We start from the raw sequence: 16,137 nt of genomic DNA on the forward strand, positions 1-16,137 counted from the left end.
TTCACTGCAGTCAGGCGGGTCAGGCGGGTCAGGCGACGTCGGCGCTGCTGGCCGCGAAGGTGTTGCAGTCGACGATGCGGTTGTCGTAGGCGCCGGCTCGCCACCACGCCGCGTAGTTCTGGTTGCTGCCGTGGTCCTGCGTGCCCGACGTGTCGTCGCCGCGGGTCTCCTGGTCGTACCACGCCTTGTCGTACATGTCCCTGGTGATCGTGCCGCCGCGGTCGACGTGCGCGCCCATGAACATGCCCGAGAAGCACTGGGCCTGCAGCTCCTTGCGCCGCGACATCTCCAGCCCCGCCGGGCTGTTCTGGCCCACCGCGTAGATCTCCTCCCACGCGGCGTCCATGATCCCCGCCACCTCCTGCACGTGATGGCCGTACTCATGCGCGAACAGCGCCAGGTACACGCCGGGGTTGTTGCCGTACTGCTCGGTCTGCAACCCCGCGAAGGGCACGTACAGGTTGTTCTCGCAGTAGTAGGCGGCCGTGGCGATGCCCACCTCGATCGTGCCGCAGGGGGTGTCGAAGCTGCCGCCCGACGGGAAGTGCAGCGTCGGCGACACGAACGGCAGGTTGTAGTACTCGAGGAACGGCCCCCACGCCGCGTCGAGGCAGCCCGCCGCCGCGGTGAAGAACGCCTCCGCGGCCGCCGGGTTGCTCTCCCACGCGGGCAGGTTGCAGGCGAGGTTTTGCAGGCCCGCGTCCGGATCCTGGAGGATCGGGTGGTCGGCGAGCGCGAGGATCTTCTGCGGGCCCTGCTCGACCTCCGAGGTGCTGGTCTCGGTGGACGTCTCGCTGCTCTCGGTGGTGGTCGTGGTGGTGCTCGACTCCGTCGTGGTGGTGGACTCCACCGTGCTCGTGGCAGCGTTGTTGGTGTAGCCGCCGTCGGCCGACGGTTCGTCGTCCCCGCCGTTCGTGAGGGTGAAAACCACGATCAGGCTCAGCACGAGCAGCGTGGCACCGCCGATGGACGCCACGATGAGAGGACCGCGTGGCTTCCGCGGCGGCGGGTAACCCGGGTATGCGTACCCGGGCTGCCCGTACGGGTGCGGAGCCGGGGGCTGCTGCGGCCCCTGTGGTCCATGCGGCCACTGGGGACCGTAGGGGCCCTGCGGCGGTTGTGTCATGTACTCGTCCCGACGCCTAGATCGATTTCCGGCTCAGCATAACGAGCGGGTGAGCCCGCGGGGTGCGGCTTGCCTAATCTGGCGGCACCGACGACGTGCGTGGTTCCTACGAAATGCGAGGATTGCTCAATGACTGATCCCAGTGGCTGGTCGTCACCGGACTCCGGTGACGAGCCCCGCCGCGCGCAGCATCCCCAGCACCCCCAGTATCCGCAGTACCCGGGCGCGGGACGCGGCTCGCAGGGACAGCCGGGCGTGATCCCGCTCCGGCCGCTCGCGCTCGGCGAGATCCTGGACGGCGCCATGAGCACGATGCGCAAGTACGCCGGCATCGTGTTCGGTTCCTCGGCCGTCGTCGCACTGATCAGCGCGGTGCTCTTCCTGCTGGCCGACCGGTTGCTGCTCGGCTCGGTCGAGCCGGTGCTGCTCGACCCGAACGCGACGCAGGAGGAGCAGCTCGACGCGGTGTGGGAGGCCCTGCGCCAGACGCTGCCGGTCAACGCCGTGATCCTGATCGTGACGATGGTGACGCAGACGTTCCTCACCGGTCTGCTGATGGTCGTGGTCGGCAAGGCCGTGCTGGGGCAGCCGATCACGTTCGCCGAGGCGTGGGAGGAGCTGCGGCCGCGCGTGCTGCCGCTGCTCGGGCTCACCCTGCTGGTCGCGCTGATCGTCGCCGTCGGCACGGTGCTCTTCCTCGTCCCCGGCATCGCCGCCTACGTGTTCCTGAGCCTGGCCACCCCCGCGCTGGTGCTGGAGCGGGGCAAGGTCGGCAAGTCGCTCGGCCGGTCCACGGCGCTGGTGCGCGGCTCGTGGTGGCGCGTGTTCGGCATCCTGCTCGTCGCGCTGATCATCACGTTCGTGATCAGCCTGATCATCCAGATCCCGTTCGGGTTCGCCGGCGGCGCCGACATCGGTCAGGGCGCCTCCACGGGCAGCCTGCTGATCGGTGAGCTGGGCAGGGCCGTCGCGCAGACCATCACGGTGCCGTTCGCGGCCGGTGTCACCGCGCTGCTCTACATCGACCAGCGCATGCGCCGCGAGGGACTCGACAGGGAGCTGGCGCGCGCGGCCGGCGGCGAATGATCGGACTCGCCGACGTCCCGGTCGACGTCGGACGCGACGAGGCCCAGCGGGCCGCGCGCGAGGAGCTGGCCGACCGGGTGTACCAGGAGGCACAGCCCGGCCTGGTCGAGCGCGTCGTCGACTGGCTTGCCGACCGGCTCGCCGACTTCTTCGGCGTCATCGACGGGGCACCGGGCGGCGCGGCGGGCCTGGTGTTGTTCCTGGTGCTGCTCGTCGTCCTCGTCGTGGTGGTCAGGCTGCGGACCGGCAAGGTCGTGCGACGGCGGCGTGTGCGCAGGGCCGAGGTGTTCACCGGCCCGGCGAGAAAGGCCGCGGCCCACCGGCTCGCCGCCGAACGGGCGCGGGCGGGCGGTGAGTACGCCGAGGCCGTGCGCGAATGGTTCCGCGCCATCGCACGTGAGCTGGAGGAACGCGGGGTGCTCGACGAGCGCTCCGGCCGCACCGCCGACGAGCTCGCCGCGGAGGCGGGCGCACTGCTGCCCGGCTCGGCCGCCGAGCTCCGGGCTGCTGCCGTGTTGTTCGACGACGTGCACTACGGCGGAAGGGCGGCCACGGCCGAGGGCGTCGAACGGCTCGCCGCGCTCGACGCCGCCGTGCGCGAGAGCAGGGCGGTGGCCACGTGAGCACCTCGGTCTCGCCCGACGCCGCGCGTGTGTGGCGGGCCGCGAGGGCACCGCTCGTGATCGTCTTCGCGGTGCTCGCGACGGCCGTGGTGCTGAGCCTGTCGCGCGGCGGCGACGGCGGCGCGCTGGACCCGGAGTCGGCGAGCGAGGACGGCAGCCGTGCCGTGGCCAGGCTGCTCGGCGCGCAGGGCGTGACCGTGGAGACCCGTCACTCCAGCGAGGGCCTCGACGTCCGGGGCGCGACGCTGTTCGTGGCCCGTCCCGAACTCGTCGAGCCCGGCGCGCTGCGGACGCTCACCCGCGAGGCGGCCTCGGTGGTGCTGCTCGCGCCCTCCCAGGACACGCTCGACGCCGTCGCACCGGGGATCACCGAGCTCGGACCGCTCGCCGAGGAGGTCCGGCGGCCCGGCTGCGCGCTGCCCGCCGCCGTCGCGGCCGGGGCCGTGACGCTCGGCGGCACCGACTACGCCGCGGTGCTCACCTGCTACGACGGTGCGCTCGCGACCGATGGGGCGGTGACCGTCCTCGGCGGGCAGGCCCCGCTCACCAACGCCCGGCTCGACGAGGAGGGCAACGCCGCGCTGACCCTGCGCGTGCTCGGCGGGCACGAGCGCCTCGTCTGGTACCTGCCCTCGCCCGGCGACCCCGCCCTGCGCGGCGAGGAGGCGCTCACGGACCTGCTGCCGGACGCCTGGGTGTTCGGCGCCGTGCAGGTCGGGGTCGCGGCGGTGCTGCTCGCGCTGTGGCGGGCCCGCAGGCTCGGCCCCGTCGTCACCGAGCCGTTGCCGGTGGTGGTGCGGGCGGCCGAGACCGTTGAGGGCAGGGCACGCCTCTACCGCAGGGCCGGAGCCGCCGACCACGCCGCGGACGCACTGCGCCGCGCGAGCGTCGAGCGGCTGCTGCCCGCACTGGGCCTGCCCGGCGACGCCGAACCGGCCGCCGTCGTGGCGGCGATCGCGGCACGGACCGGCCGCGACGCCGGAGCACTGCTGTACGGTCCGCCCCCTGCCGACGACGCCGCGCTCGTGCGGCTCGCCGACGAACTGGACGCACTCGAGAACGAGGTTCGCCTGTGACCGCATCGCACGACGCCCGCCAGTCGCTCATCGCGCTGCGCTCCGAGGTCGCCAAGGCGATCATCGGCAACGACGCCGCCGTCACCGGGCTGATCCTCGCGCTGCTGTGCCGGGGGCACGTGCTGCTCGAAGGCGTTCCCGGCGTCGCGAAGACACTGCTGGTGCGGACGCTCGCGGCGGCGCTGGACCTGCGCACCACGCGCGTGCAGTTCACCCCCGACCTCATGCCCGGCGACGTGACGGGCTCGCTGGTCTACGACCCGCACACCGCCGAGTTCTCCTTCCGCGAGGGCCCGGTGTTCACCAACCTCCTGCTCGCCGACGAGATCAACCGGACACCGCCGAAGACCCAGTCGGCGCTGCTGGAGGCGATGGAGGAGCGGCAGGTCTCCGTCGACGGCGAGCCGAGGAAGCTGCCGGAGGTGTTCGTGGTGATCGCCACGCAGAATCCCGTCGAGTACGAGGGCACCTACCCGCTGCCGGAGGCGCAGCTCGACCGGTTCCTGCTCAAGCTCACGATGCCCGCACCGTCCAGAGAGGACGAGATCGCCGTGCTGACCAGGCACGCCGAGGGCTTCGACCCGCGTGACCTCACCGCGGCCGGGGTGCGGCCCGTCGCCGGGCCCGCCGAGCTGTCCGCCGCGCGGGCGGCCGTGCGCGAGGTGACCGTCGGCCCCGAGGTGACCGGCTACGTCGTCGACCTGTGCCGCGCCACCCGTGAGGCGCCCGCGGTGCGGCTGGGCGTCTCGCCGAGGGGGGCCACCGCGCTGCTGTCGGTCGCGAGGGCGTGGGCGTGGCTCTCCGGTCGCGCGTACGTGACCCCCGACGACGTCAAGACGCTGGCCCGTCCCGCGTTGCGGCACCGCCTCGAACTGCGGCCGGAGGCCGAGTTGGAGGGCGCGACCGCCGACGGCCTGCTCGACCGCCTCCTCGCGACCGTCCCGGTGCCCCGCTGATGGCGCTCACCGCGCGCACCCCGCTGCTGGCACTCGCGGGCGCGCTCGTCGTGGCGCTGCTCACCCCGACGCTCGCCGGGGTGCTCGTGGTGTGCGCGGTGGTGCTCGCGGGCGTGGTCGTGGACCTGGCTGTGGCGGGCAGCGTGCGGGCGCTGACGCTCTCGCGGGACGGTGCGACGTCCGTGCGGCTCGGCGAGCGGGCGGAGGTGCGCCTGCGCGTGGCCAACCCCGGCAGGCGCACCGTGCGCGGCGTGCTGCGCGACGCGTGGCAGCCGAGCGCGGGCGCCGAGGCCGACCGGCACCGGATCGCCGTGCCGCCGGGACAGGCCCGCACGGTGACGACCGTCCTGCGGCCCGTCCGGCGCGGCGACCGCCTCGCACACCGGGTCACCGTGCGCGCCGTCGGCCCGCTCGGGCTCGCCGCGCGGCAGGGCTCGCACGAGGTGCCGTGGTCGGTGCGGGCACTGCCGCCGTTCCACAGCAGACGGCACCTGCCAGGCAGGCTCGACCGGCTGCGCAGGCTCGACGGCCGCAGCGCCGCGCACGTGCGTGGGCAGGGCACCGAGTTCGACTCGCTGCGTGAGTACGTCCTCGGCGACGACGTGCGCTCCATCGACTGGCGGGCCACCGCCAGGGCCGCGGACGTCATGGTGCGCACGTGGCGGCCCGAGCGCGACCGGCACGTGCTGCTCGTGCTCGACACCGGGCGCACGGCGGCGGGCCGGATCGGCGACGGCACCCGGCTCGACGCCGCGATGGACGCCGCGTTGCTGCTCGCCGCGCTGGCCTCGCGTGCGGGCGATCACGTGGACCTGCTCGCCTACGACCGCCGGGTGCGGGCGAGCGTGCAGGGCGTCGCTCCCGCGCAGTTGCTGCCGTCGCTGGTGACGGCGATGGCGCCGCTGGAGCCTGAGCTCGTGGAGTCCGACGCGCGCGGGCTCGTCGGCGAGGTGTTGCGGCGAACGCGGCGCCGTTCGCTCGTGGTGCTGCTGACCGGGCTCGACCCGGCGCCGCTGGAGGAGGGGCTGCTGCCGGTGCTGCCGTCGCTCACCGCGCGGCACCGGCTGCTGGTCGCCGCGGTCGCCGACCCGGCGGTCGCCGAGCTGGCGCGCGGGCGGGGTGACGCCGACGCCGTGTACGGAGCCGCCGCGGCGGAACGCACGCTCGCCGAGCGCGCACACGTCACCGCCCTGCTCACCCGCCACGGCGCCGAGGTGGTGGACGCCGTCCCGGAGCGCCTGCCTCCCGCCCTCGCCGACCGCTACCTCGACCTCAAAGCAGCCGGGCGCCTGTAGCGGGCAGACGGCCTGGCCCAACCGCAGTGAAGGCCACCTTCACTGCGTTCAACGCAGTGAAGGTGGCCTTCACTGCGGATAAGGGAGGGTGGCCGCCACGCCATGCGCTTTTCAATCGCCGTAACGCGGCGTGGCCCCCGGGGACTGAACAAGCACACGAGTCGGCCCCCAGGGAGGCAGCCATCATGGTCACCCCGAACCACGCCGCACCCGCCTACGCCGACCTCCGCGCGCTGTTCGTCAACTGCACCCTCAAGCGCTCGCCCGAACGCAGCAACACCCAGGGCCTGATCGACCTGAGCGCGCAGATCATGGAGAAGCACGGCGTGCGGGTGGAGCACCTGCGCGCGGTCGACCACGACATCGCCACCGGCGTGTGGCCGGACATGACCGAGCACGGCTGGGAGAGCGACGAGTGGCCCGCGATCTACGAGAAGGTGCTCGCCGCCGACATCCTCGTGCTGGCGGGCCCGATCTGGCTCGGCGACAACTCCTCCGTCACCAAACGCGTCATCGAGCGGCTCTACGGGTGCTCACATCTGCTCAACGACGCCGGGCAGTACGCCTACTACGGCCGGGTCGGCGGCTGCCTCGTCACCGGCAACGAGGACGGCGTCAAGCACTGCGCCATGAACATCCTCTACAGCCTGCAGCACCTCGGCTACACCATCCCGCCGCAGGCGGACTCGGGCTGGATCGGGGAGGCCGGCCCCGGACCGTCCTATCTGGACCCCGGCTCGGGCGGCCCCGAAAACGACTTCACCAACCGCAATACCACGTTCATGACCTGGAACCTGCTGCACGTCGCGCGCATGCTCAAGGACAGGGGCGGCATCCCCGTGCACGGCAACCAGCGCAGTGAATGGGAGGCGGGGTGCCGGTTCGACTTCGAGAATCCCGAACACCGCTAGGACGGGACGACGGCCGACCGGCGGACCGTTCGCAACGAGCACCGCGCACCGCTACCCCGTCGAGGGCAGGGTGTCCCCGGCGTGCCTGGCGTCCACGTCGCCCGTCTCGCCCTCGGCCGCCGCGCGCCTGCCGAGCACGAACACGTAGGCGAGGAACGCCGCCTCAGCGAGGCAGCCGATGCCCACCCTCGCCCACGTCGGCAGGCCCGACGGCGTCACGAACGCCTCGATCACGCCGGAGATCAGCAGCACGCACACCAGGCCGAGCGCGATCGCGCCCACGGCACGCCCGGCCTCGGCGAGCGCCACCGAGCGGGGCCTGCCGCCGGGGTCGATCACCGTCCACCCGAGCCGCAGCCCAGCGCCCGCGGCGACGAACACCGCCGTCAGCTCCAGCAGCCCGTGCGGGGCGAGCAGGCCGAGGAAGAACTCCCCACGACCCGCTGACGCCATGAGCCCGATGCCGACGCCGAGGTTGAGCGCGTTCAGCCACAGGATCAGCACCACCGGAACGCACAGCAGCACGCCGAGCAGCAGGCACGCCGCGGCCACCTGCGCGTTGTTGGTCCACACCTGCGCCGCGAACGAACTGGCGGGCCCGCTGGAGTAGTAGCTCTCGTAGGCGCCGCCCGGCTGCGTCATCGCGCGGATCTCCCCTGGCGCGGCGATGGTGGCCCGCACCCGCTCGTCACCGGCGACCCACGCCGAGAGCACGCCGGTGACCAGCACGAACACCGCCGCCGTGGCGCCCCACCACGCGCGGCTGGAGTACAGCGCGGCGGGGAAGCGGCGGGAGAAGAACGACCCGACCTCGCGCCACGCGGGGTTGTGCGTGCCCGTTACCGCGGCGCGGGCCTTCGCCACCAGCGCCGACAGCCGCGCGAGCAGCGCGGGGTCGGGGGCGGTCGAGCGCAGGATCGACAGGTGGGTGGCGGTGCGCTGGTAGAGCCGCACGATCTCGTCGGCCTCGGCGCCCCGCAGCCGGGCACCGCGGGAGACGAGTTCGGCCAGCCGGTCCCATTCGGCGTTGTGCGCGGCGACGAACACATCCAGATCCACGCGAACACCCCTGCCGATCCGTTGGCCCCTGTGCGCCAACGATACTGGTCGTGTGCAGCGCGAACCCGATCTCGTCACCGGCGACGCCGTGGTGCTCGACCTGCGGCTGGCGCGCTCCGCCAGCCGCGCGCTGAGCTACGGCCTCGACCTCCTCGTGCAGGTGGCGTCGCTGCTGCTCGTGCTCCTGGTCTTCGCGCTCACGTCCGTGCCAGAGGACACCGCGCTCGTGGTCGCGATCGTCACCGCCGTGCAGGTGCTCGTGCTCGTCGGCTACCCCGCGATGTGCGAGACCCTCACGAGGGGCCGCACGCTCGGCAAGGCGGCGCTCGGCCTGCGCGTGGTCCGCGACGACGGCGGCCCCATCCGCTTCCGGCACGCGCTCGTCCGCGCGCTCGCGGGCGCGTTCGTGGACTTCGGGCCGTTCGGCGCCTGGAGCGTCGTCGGGTTCCTGACCTCGCTGGCCTCGGCGAAGGGCAAGAGGGTGGGCGACTACCTCGCGGGCACGGTGGTGATCAGGGACAGGGTGCCCGAGCCGCGCGGCGCGGGGCTCGTCATGCCGCCCGCGCTCGCGCACTGGGCGGCCCAGCTGGACCTCACGCGCCTGCCCGACGCGCTGGCCCTGCAGGCACGCCAGTACCTCGGCCGCTACCACGAGCTGAACCAGGGCGCCCGCGACCGCATCGGCGCCGAACTGGCGGCCGAGATCGCGCAGCACATCGGGGCCGAGGTGCCGCCCTACACGCCCGCCTGGGCCTATCTCTCCGCCGTGCTCGCCGAGCGACAGGCCCGCGACTACGCCCGGCTCTCGGCCGCGCCCCGGCAGCAGGAGCCGCCCGCCGAACCCCCACGGCCGTCCACTTCGGACTCGCCGGGGGAGTCGCCGTTCGCGCCGCCTAGCTGAGTGCGGCGGCGATCAGCTCGTCGCTGAGCAGGCGCAGGCTCTCGCGTGCCTTCGGGTCCTCGGCCTGCCGGTGCGGGTCGGCGGGCCGCAGACCGTCGAAGTAGTGCCCGCTCACCCCGCCCAGCTCCGCTGCGGTGATGAGCCGCAGCGTCGCGGCCGCGCCCTCCTCGATGCGGCTGTGCGGCGTGGTGCCGCTCTCGCGGACCATCGTGGTGTCCATGAACGTCGCGGGGTGCAGCGCGTTCACGGTGATCCCGGTGCCGCGCAGCTCCTCCGCGAGGTCGATCGTGAACATGATCTGCGCGAGCTTGCTCTGCCGGTAGGCGCGGACGCCGTCGTAGTGCTCGTGCAGCAGCGGGTCGGCGAAGTCGATCTCCTGCTGGCCCGCCGAGGCCACGTTGACGATCCGCGCCGGCGCGTAGAGCAGCGGCAGCAGCTTGTGTGTGAGGTGGTAGCCGGCGAGGTAGTTGACGGCGAACCGCAGCTCGATGCCGTCGGCGCTCTCCTCGCGCCGCGCCGGGTCGGGGCCGAAGCCGACGCCGGCGTTGTTCACCAGCACGTCGATGCGGTCGTACCGCTGGGTCAGCTCCTCGGCGAGCCGCTCGACCTGGCGCAGCTCGGCGAGGTCGGCCCTCGCGGTCTCGGTGCCCAGCTCCTCGCGGAGCTCGCGCAGCTTGCCGGGGTCGCGGCCGTGTGCGATCACGCGGGCACCCCGTCCGGCCAGGTCGGCGGCCAGGTGGCGGCCGAGTCCGTCGGTGGCGCCGGTGATGAGGATGGTCTGTTCGCTGAGTGGTCTCATGTGCTCGCCCATCGGACTGGAGTGACTGTCGCCACAATGACTCGACACTACCGAGTCCGGGCCGGACCGCCGAGTGGCGCCGCTCCCGTAGGGTGTGCACATGGCCGCACCCGAGCTACACAGACTGACCCTCGACAACGGCCTGCGGGTCGTGCTCGCGCCCGACCGGACCGCGCCGGTCGTCGGTGTCAGCGTGCACTACGACGTGGGCTTTCGTTCCGAGCCGGAGGGGCGGACCGGGTTCGCGCACCTCTTCGAGCACCTGATGTTCCAGGGCAGCGAGAGCCTCGAGAAGCTCGCGCACTTCCGGCACATCCAGGGCAGCGGCGGAACGTTCAACGGCTCCACCCACCCGGACTACACGGACTACTTCGAGGTGCTGCCCTCCGCCGCGCTGGAGCGGGCCCTCTTCCTCGAGGCCGACCGCATGCGGGCGCCGAAACTGACGCGGGAGAACCTGGCCAACCAGATCGACGTGGTCAAGGAGGAGATCCGCCTCAACGTGCTGAACCGGCCCTACGGCGGGTTCCCGTGGATCCTCCTGCCCCCAGTGCTCTACTCGACCTTCCCCAACGCCCACAACGGGTACGGCGACTTCACCGACCTCGAGCAGGCCTCGCTCGACGACTGCGCGGCCTTCTTCGACACCTACTACGCGCCTGCCAACGCGGTGCTGACGGTCGCGGGCGACTTCGAGCTGGACCGTGCCCGCGAGCTGATCGACAAGCACTTCGGTGACGTGCCCGCCAGGCCCAGGCCGCACCGGCCCTCGTTCGCCGAGCCGAGGCCCACCACGGAGCTGCGGGACACCCACACGGACCCGCACGCGCCGCTGCCCGCGCTGGCGGTCGGCTACCGGATGCCGGATCCGGTCAACGAGCTCGACGGCTACCTCGCCCATCTCGTGCTGGCCGGAGTGCTCGCCGACGGCGACGGCTCGCGGCTGCAGCAGCGGCTGGTGCACCGCGAGCCGCTGGTCACCGACATCAACGCGGGCGCGGGCCTGTTCGGGCCGTTCGAGGCGCGCGATCCCGACACGTTCTCGGTGACGGCCATCCACGCGCCCGACGTCACCGCCGACCGCGTGCTGGGCGCGCTCGACGAGGAGCTCGACGCGCTCGCCAGCACGCCGCCCGGCGAGCAGGAGCTCGCGAAGGTGACCGCGCGGTGGAGCGCCAACCTGCACTCCGAGCACGATCGCCTCGTCTCGCGCACGCTCGCGCTCGGCGCGTTCGAGCTGCTCTACGGCGACGCGGCGCTCGCCTACGACGTCGCCGACCGCATCGCGGCCGTCAACCCGGAGCAGGTCGCCGAGGCCGCCAAGGGCCTGCGCCCCGACTCGCGCGCCGTGCTCGTCGTCAAGCCTCAGGAGGGGGACGCCCAGTGACCTCAGCGACGCACCGCAGCGCGGAGGAGATCGGCCGCACGGCGACCGGGCCGAGGGAGCTGCCGCCGCTCGGCGAGCAGCGCGCGGCGGCCGACCTCGCCCACACCGACACCGTGCTCGGCAACGGCCTGCGCGTGCTGGCCGTGCGCAAGCCCAACGTGCCGATGGTCGAGCTGCGCATGGCGATCCCGTTCGCGGGTGACGACCCGGCGCACCCGGCGACGGCCGAGGTCCTCGCGGAGACCATCGCGACCGGCACCCGCCGCCGCGACCGGGTGGCCATCGACACCGAGCTCGCGCTCATCGGCGGCGACCTCGGCACCGCCGTGGACCCGGAGCACCTCTCGGTGTCGGCCAGCTCGCTCGCGAGCGGGCTGCCCACACTGCTCGACGTGCTCGCCGACGTGCTCACGGAGGCGTCCTATGTGGACAACGAGGTGCGCAGGGAGAGCGACCGCATCGTCGAACGGCTCGCCGTCGCGCGCACGCAGCCGCGCGTGATCGCGCGCGAGGCGCTGCAGCGGCACCGCTACGGCGACCACCCGTACACGCGCGAGGTGCCGAAGCCCGAGGACGTCGCGCAGGTGACGCCCGAGGCGGTGCGCGCGCTGCACGCCTCCGCGGTGCTGCCGAGGGGTTCCGTGCTCGTGCTCGTCGGCGACCTCGATCCGGACGCCGTGATCGGCGACCTCGAGCGCGCGCTGTCGGCGTGGGCCTCGGAGAAGGCGGCCCGCGAGCTGCCGGCGCTGCCCGTGCTGCGGGGCGGCGAGCTGCTGCTCGTGCCGAGGGCCGGTGCGGTGCAGTCGCAGCTGCGGCTCTCGGCGCAGTCGCTGCCGAGGACCGACCCGCGCTATCCGGCGCTGCAGCTGGCGAACCTCGCGTTCGGCGGCTACTTCTCGTCGCGCCTGGTGGAGAACATCCGCGAGGACAAGGGCTACACCTACAGCGCGCACTCCGGCTTCGAGTTCACCGGGCAGAACGCGACCGTGCAGGTGGAGGCCGACACCGCGAACGAGGTGACCGCCGCCGCGCTGCTGGAGACCCGCTACGAGTTGGGCAGGCTCGGCCTGGTGCCGCCGACCGACGCCGACGTGGAGTCGGTGCGGCAGTACGCCATCGGCTCGCTGCTCATCGGCGCCTCGTCGCAGGCGGGCCTCGCGAGCCAGCTGCTCGGCCTCGCGGCCGTCGGCCTCGGCGTCGAGTGGCTGAACGGGCACCCTGGCCGGGTCGCCGCGGTGACCACCGAGGAGGTCGCGCAGGCGGCGCTGGACTTCTTCGCGCCGAGCCGGTTCACCGGCGTGGTGGTGGGCGACGCGGAGACGCTGGCCCCGCAGCTGACCGCGCTCGGCGGCGTGACCGTGGAGAGCACCGGCTCATGACCAGTGCGCCCTTCCAGCTGGGGGCGTTGCCTGCGCTGGCCCGGTCCACTGTGGATCGTCAGGAGACACTGCGGACCGACCCCGAACGGCTGCGCTCGCGGTGGCCGGACGCACGGGTGGTGGTGGTCGACCGGTACGGCCGTGCCCCGGTGCCCCTGGGAGCCGTGCAGGAGGTGCCTGCCGGCGGCATCCCGCTCGCGACGCGCAAGGCGCTGAGCTTCGGCGAGGAGCCGCCGGAGACGGCGTCGTTCCTCGGGCAGTGGCAGGACACGGACTACTGGGTCGTGCCGGGTGCCCCGCCCGAGGACGCCGAGGTGATCGAGATCGAGGGCGCGTGGGGCGTGCGCCAGCAGGCTCCCTCGGCCGAGGGTGAGGCGTGGGTCGAGCTGCGCGGGCACGGCTCGCTGCTCGACGACACCTCCGCCGGGCTGCTGACCACCGCCGAGGCGCTGCGGAACTGGCACTGGCGAGGCCGGTACTGCGCCCGCTGCGGTGGAACCACCGAGCGGCGGCAGTTCGGCTGGGCCACGCAGTGCTCCTCGTGCGAGCGTGAGGAGTACCCGCGCACCGACCCCGCCGTGATCTGCCTCGTCCACGACGACGTGGGCGTCAACGGCGAACACGTGCTGCTGGCCCGTCAGCCCGTCTGGCCGCCGAAGCGGTACTCGGTGCTCGCCGGGTTCGTCGAGGCGGGCGAGTCGCTCGAGGGCTGTGTCGAGCGGGAGATCCGCGAGGAGGCGGGCGTCGAGGTGCGCGACATCCGCTACCTCGGCAGCCAGCCGTGGCCGTTCCCGCGTTCGATCATGCTCGGCTTCGCGGCGCGCGCCGACGCCGGTGCCGCGCTGTTCCCCGCCGACGGGGAGATCGAGGACGCGCGCTGGGTGTCCAGGGCGGAGGTCAGGGCGGCGTTCCGGGGCGAGAACGAGGACCTGCTGCTGCCGGGCAACTCCTCCATCGCGCACGTGATGCTCAGGGCGTGGGCGCGGGCGGAGGCCTGACGTCCAGTAGTCTCGCCGCATTCGGGCGGAGGAGCGGGGGAGTTTCCGGGTGAGCGCGGCACGGGCCATCGGACTGCTGTTGGGTGTCATCGCCGACGGGGCGATCGGTGACCCGAGGCGTGGGCGCCCGATCACCGGTTTCGCGCAGGCCGCGTCCGCCGTCCGCGAGCGCGTCTACGCCGACCACCCCGTGCGCGGCGCCCTCTTCGCGGGTGGGCTCGCCGGCGGAGCCGTCGCGCTCGGTGCGCTGGCCGAACGGGCCGGGCGCGGGCGCCCCCTGGTGCAGGTGGCGGGTACCGCCGCGGCGACGTGGGCCGTGGTCGGAGGGGCGCGCCTGGTGGCCGAGGGCACGGAGCTGGCGCGGGACCTCGAGACCGGCGACCTCGGCTCCGCGCGGGAAACGCTGTCCACACTGGACACCCGGTGCACCGAGGACCTCGACGTCCCGGCGCTGTCGAGGGCGTCGGTGGAGACGCTCGCGGAGAGCACGTCGGACGCGGTGGTCGGCCCGCTCGTGTGGGGCGCGGTCGCCGGGGTGCCCGGGTTGCTCGGCTCGCGCGCGGTGACGGTGCTCGCCGGGCTCGTCGCGCCGAAGGTGCCGAGGTACCGCCGGTTCGGCTGGGTCGCCGCGCGCCTGGACGAGCTGGTGAGCCTCTTGCCGACGCGCGTCGCGGCACTGCTGACGGTCACCGGCGCGCCGGTGGTCGGCGGCTCGGCGGGCCGCGCCTGGGAGGCGTGGCGGCGCGACACGGTGGTGCACCCGAGCCCCAACGAGGGGCGCGTCGAGGCGGCGTTCGCGGGGGCGCTGGAGATCCGGCTCGGCGGCCGCACGGTCTACCCGCACGGTGTGGAGGAGCTGCCCGTGCTCGGCAACGGCCGCAACCCCGACGCGGGCCACGTCACCCGCGCCGTCGAACTGTCCCGCGTGGTCGGCTGGCTCGCGGGCGTCACCTCAGCCGCTCTCGCGCTGACCCTCGGCCTCCTGCGCCGCCGCTGACCTGCTGAGCCGCTGTCCCCCAAGGCCACCTTAGGTGCGCTCAACGCAACAAAGGTGGCCTTGGGGGCGGTTACGAGGGCCGGGAGGACTCCGTTGGCGCCGGGGTGCCGCTTGCTCAGCTGGTGGAGTCGGCTCGCTCGCGTTCCTCGTCTTCCGCGAGGATCTGGGCCACCGACTTGCGGCGGGTCCGCTCCTGGCCGGTGCGCTCCTCCGCCAGCGCCCCGCCCGGCTTGATCTCGCGGATGGTGAAGTACAGCCAGGCCAGCAGCACCATCGTGCCGAAGGCGATCCACTGCAGCGCGTACGAGAAGTACGGCCCCGCCTGCAGCTGCGGCAGCGGCAGCGCCCCCAGCACGCCCGGCTGGTCGGCGCTCAGCTGGAAGTAGCCGGGCCGGATGTCCAGGTCGGTCGCCCTGGCGACGACCTGCGAGTTCACCGAGTATGCGTGCAGGCGACCGCCGGTGGACGCGTTGGCGAAGGCGTCCCGGTTGTCGGGGTCGCGCTCGTCGTTGCGGATCCGCGCCTCGACCCGCACCACGCCCTCGGGCGGCGGCGCGTAGGCGGGCACCCGGGTCCGGTCGTCCGGCCGCACGTAGCCCCGGTCGACGAGCACCACCTGACCATCCGTGGTGCGCAGCGGCGTCAGCACCTCGAACGCGGGCTCACCCTGCACGGTCCGTAGCCGCGCGATCACCTCGGCATCCGGCAGGTACGTGCCCTCGATCAGCACGCGCTCCCACTCCCGGTCCTGCGGCCCCACCTCGGAGATCGGCTTCGGCGTCGCGCTGAACGACGCCGACACGGCCGCGTTCTGGGCAGCGCGCTCCTCGTGGCGCTGGAACTGCCACGGCGCCAGCAGCGTGAAGCAGCAGACGGCGAAGATGAACACGACCGCCGTCAACGCCAGCCAGCCGGGCTTGAGCAGGAACTTCCACCGCACCCCTCAACGGTATGCCGTGGCGCGGACCACTCACAGCGCGGGGGACAGTCCCTCCCAGCTCCCGTCGTCGGGGAATCTCGGTGCGTCACCCTCCGGGGCACCGTCCCAGCCCGCCGCCAGCATCGCCACGGCGTAGAGCAGGCCACCCGCGGCGGGGCAGTACGGCGACGGCAGCTCGTCCCTGGTGCGCGCGGGCAGGCCGGTCGCGGTGAAGGGGTACGCCTCGTGCAGCAGGAACCCGACGGCCCGTTCCCGGTCGCCGAGCGGCCATGCCTCGCACACCTTGCGCGCCCTGGCCCGCATCGTCTCCACGTACACGCCGTCCTGCACGGGCAGCTCGGCGAGCCCGGCGAGCACGGTCCCAGCCGGACTCGCGCGCGAGGCCCAGCCGTTCCCGCCAGGCCTGCGCCACCCGCAGCCCGAAGCGCGAGTACGACAGCTCGAACGCCGGGTTGACGGTCACGGCAGGGTCGTCGCCGCGGCCTCGGCGGCGAGGACCCTGGCGAGCAAGGGTGTCGCGGCCAGCCCGCCCGCACCGCGCAACATCGCCCTGCGCGTGACCCGCCTGCCGATTGGCCGCCTCCTCGCCCGTGACCACCTGGCA

At 73.5% G+C, this 16,137-nt stretch carries 16 protein-coding genes; 11 read left to right on the forward strand and 5 right to left on the reverse strand.

Annotated features, from left to right (window positions below):
- Positions 1-28: 28 nt before the first annotated feature.
- Positions 29-1,126: a neutral zinc metallopeptidase gene (locus BA062_RS06790; RefSeq protein ID WP_110335199.1), complete on the reverse strand. Its 1,098-nt coding sequence runs from the start codon at positions 1,124-1,126 to the stop codon at positions 29-31.
- Positions 1,127-1,255: 129 nt separating this feature from the next.
- Here BA062_RS06790 and BA062_RS06795 point away from each other — a divergent pair, with 129 nt between their 5' ends.
- The 6 genes from BA062_RS06795 (at position 1,256) to BA062_RS06820 (ending at position 7,073) form a co-directional block, all read left to right on the forward strand.
- Positions 1,256-2,212, forward strand: a complete 957-nt coding sequence (locus BA062_RS06795) for a DUF7847 domain-containing protein (protein ID WP_168213890.1) — start codon at positions 1,256-1,258, stop codon at positions 2,210-2,212.
- Positions 2,209-2,835, forward strand: a complete 627-nt coding sequence (locus BA062_RS06800; RefSeq protein ID WP_110335201.1) for a DUF4129 domain-containing protein — start codon at positions 2,209-2,211, stop codon at positions 2,833-2,835. The genes BA062_RS06795 and BA062_RS06800 overlap by 4 nt, the downstream gene beginning before the upstream one ends.
- On the forward strand, positions 2,832-3,911 hold the full coding sequence (locus BA062_RS06805) for a DUF4350 domain-containing protein (protein ID WP_110335202.1): 1,080 nt from the start codon (positions 2,832-2,834) through the stop codon (positions 3,909-3,911). Before BA062_RS06800 ends, BA062_RS06805 begins: the two co-directional genes overlap by 4 nt.
- Positions 3,908-4,867: an AAA family ATPase gene (locus tag BA062_RS06810; protein WP_110335203.1), complete on the forward strand. Its 960-nt coding sequence runs from the start codon at positions 3,908-3,910 to the stop codon at positions 4,865-4,867. Before BA062_RS06805 ends, BA062_RS06810 begins: the two co-directional genes overlap by 4 nt.
- Positions 4,867-6,162: a DUF58 domain-containing protein gene (locus tag BA062_RS06815; RefSeq protein WP_110335204.1), complete on the forward strand. Its 1,296-nt coding sequence runs from the start codon at positions 4,867-4,869 to the stop codon at positions 6,160-6,162. The genes BA062_RS06810 and BA062_RS06815 overlap by 1 nt, the downstream gene beginning before the upstream one ends.
- A gap of 185 nt (positions 6,163-6,347) precedes the next feature.
- Positions 6,348-7,073, forward strand: coding sequence for a flavodoxin family protein (locus BA062_RS06820; protein ID WP_110335205.1), 726 nt, complete (start codon positions 6,348-6,350; stop codon positions 7,071-7,073).
- Positions 7,074-7,124: 51 nt separating this feature from the next.
- Here BA062_RS06820 and BA062_RS06825 read toward each other — a convergent pair whose 3' ends face one another.
- Positions 7,125-8,132 (reverse strand): stage II sporulation protein M, encoded by a 1,008-nt coding sequence (locus tag BA062_RS06825; RefSeq protein WP_110335206.1) that lies wholly within the window; start codon positions 8,130-8,132, stop codon positions 7,125-7,127.
- A gap of 52 nt (positions 8,133-8,184) precedes the next feature.
- Between BA062_RS06825 and BA062_RS06830 the strand changes: the two genes are divergently transcribed.
- Positions 8,185-9,033 (forward strand): RDD family protein, encoded by an 849-nt coding sequence (locus tag BA062_RS06830; protein ID WP_110335207.1) that lies wholly within the window; start codon positions 8,185-8,187, stop codon positions 9,031-9,033.
- Here the strand turns inward: BA062_RS06830 and BA062_RS06835 are convergent.
- On the reverse strand, positions 9,026-9,832 hold the full coding sequence (locus BA062_RS06835) for an SDR family NAD(P)-dependent oxidoreductase (protein WP_110335277.1): 807 nt from the start codon (positions 9,830-9,832) through the stop codon (positions 9,026-9,028). The genes BA062_RS06830 and BA062_RS06835 overlap by 8 nt on opposite strands.
- Positions 9,833-9,932: 100 nt before the next feature.
- On the opposite strand from BA062_RS06835, the gene BA062_RS06840 reads away from it, so the two are divergent.
- The 4 genes from BA062_RS06840 to BA062_RS06855 are packed head-to-tail and all read left to right on the forward strand — an operon-like array spanning position 9,933 to position 14,593.
- Positions 9,933-11,219 (forward strand): M16 family metallopeptidase, encoded by a 1,287-nt coding sequence (locus tag BA062_RS06840; RefSeq protein WP_110335208.1) that lies wholly within the window; start codon positions 9,933-9,935, stop codon positions 11,217-11,219.
- A complete protein-coding gene (locus tag BA062_RS06845; RefSeq protein WP_110335209.1) occupies positions 11,216-12,598 on the forward strand; it encodes a M16 family metallopeptidase in 1,383 nt (460 codons plus the stop codon). Before BA062_RS06840 ends, BA062_RS06845 begins: the two co-directional genes overlap by 4 nt.
- Complete coding sequence (nudC, locus tag BA062_RS06850; RefSeq protein ID WP_110335210.1) at positions 12,595-13,596, forward strand: NAD(+) diphosphatase; 1,002 nt, start codon at positions 12,595-12,597, stop codon at positions 13,594-13,596. Before BA062_RS06845 ends, nudC begins: the two co-directional genes overlap by 4 nt.
- 49 nt (positions 13,597-13,645) lie before the next feature.
- Positions 13,646-14,593, forward strand: coding sequence for a cobalamin biosynthesis protein CobD/CbiB (locus tag BA062_RS06855; RefSeq protein ID WP_110335211.1), 948 nt, complete (start codon positions 13,646-13,648; stop codon positions 14,591-14,593).
- A gap of 115 nt (positions 14,594-14,708) precedes the next feature.
- On the opposite strand, the gene BA062_RS06860 is transcribed toward BA062_RS06855, so the two are convergent.
- The gene (locus tag BA062_RS06860) at positions 14,709-15,533 is read right to left on the reverse strand and encodes an SURF1 family cytochrome oxidase biogenesis protein (protein ID WP_110335212.1); all 825 of its coding nucleotides are present in this window, start codon (positions 15,531-15,533) and stop codon (positions 14,709-14,711) included.
- A gap of 30 nt (positions 15,534-15,563) precedes the next feature.
- Positions 15,564-15,890, reverse strand: coding sequence for a hypothetical protein (locus BA062_RS06865; RefSeq protein ID WP_110335213.1), 327 nt, complete (start codon positions 15,888-15,890; stop codon positions 15,564-15,566).
- Between the last annotated feature and the right edge of the window lie 247 nt (positions 15,891-16,137).

Source organism: Prauserella flavalba (assembly GCF_003202235.1).
Classification (GTDB): Bacteria; Actinomycetota; Actinomycetes; order Mycobacteriales; family Pseudonocardiaceae; genus Prauserella_A; species Prauserella_A flavalba.

What these genes read in the sequence shown, in the direction of transcription:
- BA062_RS06790 (WP_110335199.1), bottom strand. Translation starts at nt 1,126, where the DNA reads ATGACACAACCGCCGCAGGGCCCCTACGGTCCCCAGTGGCCGCATGGA.
- BA062_RS06815 (WP_110335204.1), top strand. Translation starts at nt 4,867, where the DNA reads ATGGCGCTCACCGCGCGCACCCCGCTGCTGGCACTCGCGGGCGCGCTC.
- nudC (WP_110335210.1), top strand. Translation starts at nt 12,595, where the DNA reads ATGACCAGTGCGCCCTTCCAGCTGGGGGCGTTGCCTGCGCTGGCCCGG.
- BA062_RS06840 (WP_110335208.1), top strand. Translation starts at nt 9,933, where the DNA reads ATGGCCGCACCCGAGCTACACAGACTGACCCTCGACAACGGCCTGCGG.
- BA062_RS06835 (WP_110335277.1), bottom strand. Translation starts at nt 9,832, where the DNA reads ATGAGACCACTCAGCGAACAGACCATCCTCATCACCGGCGCCACCGAC.
- BA062_RS06800 (WP_110335201.1), top strand. Translation starts at nt 2,209, where the DNA reads ATGATCGGACTCGCCGACGTCCCGGTCGACGTCGGACGCGACGAGGCC.
- BA062_RS06820 (WP_110335205.1), top strand. Translation starts at nt 6,348, where the DNA reads ATGGTCACCCCGAACCACGCCGCACCCGCCTACGCCGACCTCCGCGCG.
- BA062_RS06795 (WP_168213890.1), top strand. Translation starts at nt 1,256, where the DNA reads ATGACTGATCCCAGTGGCTGGTCGTCACCGGACTCCGGTGACGAGCCC.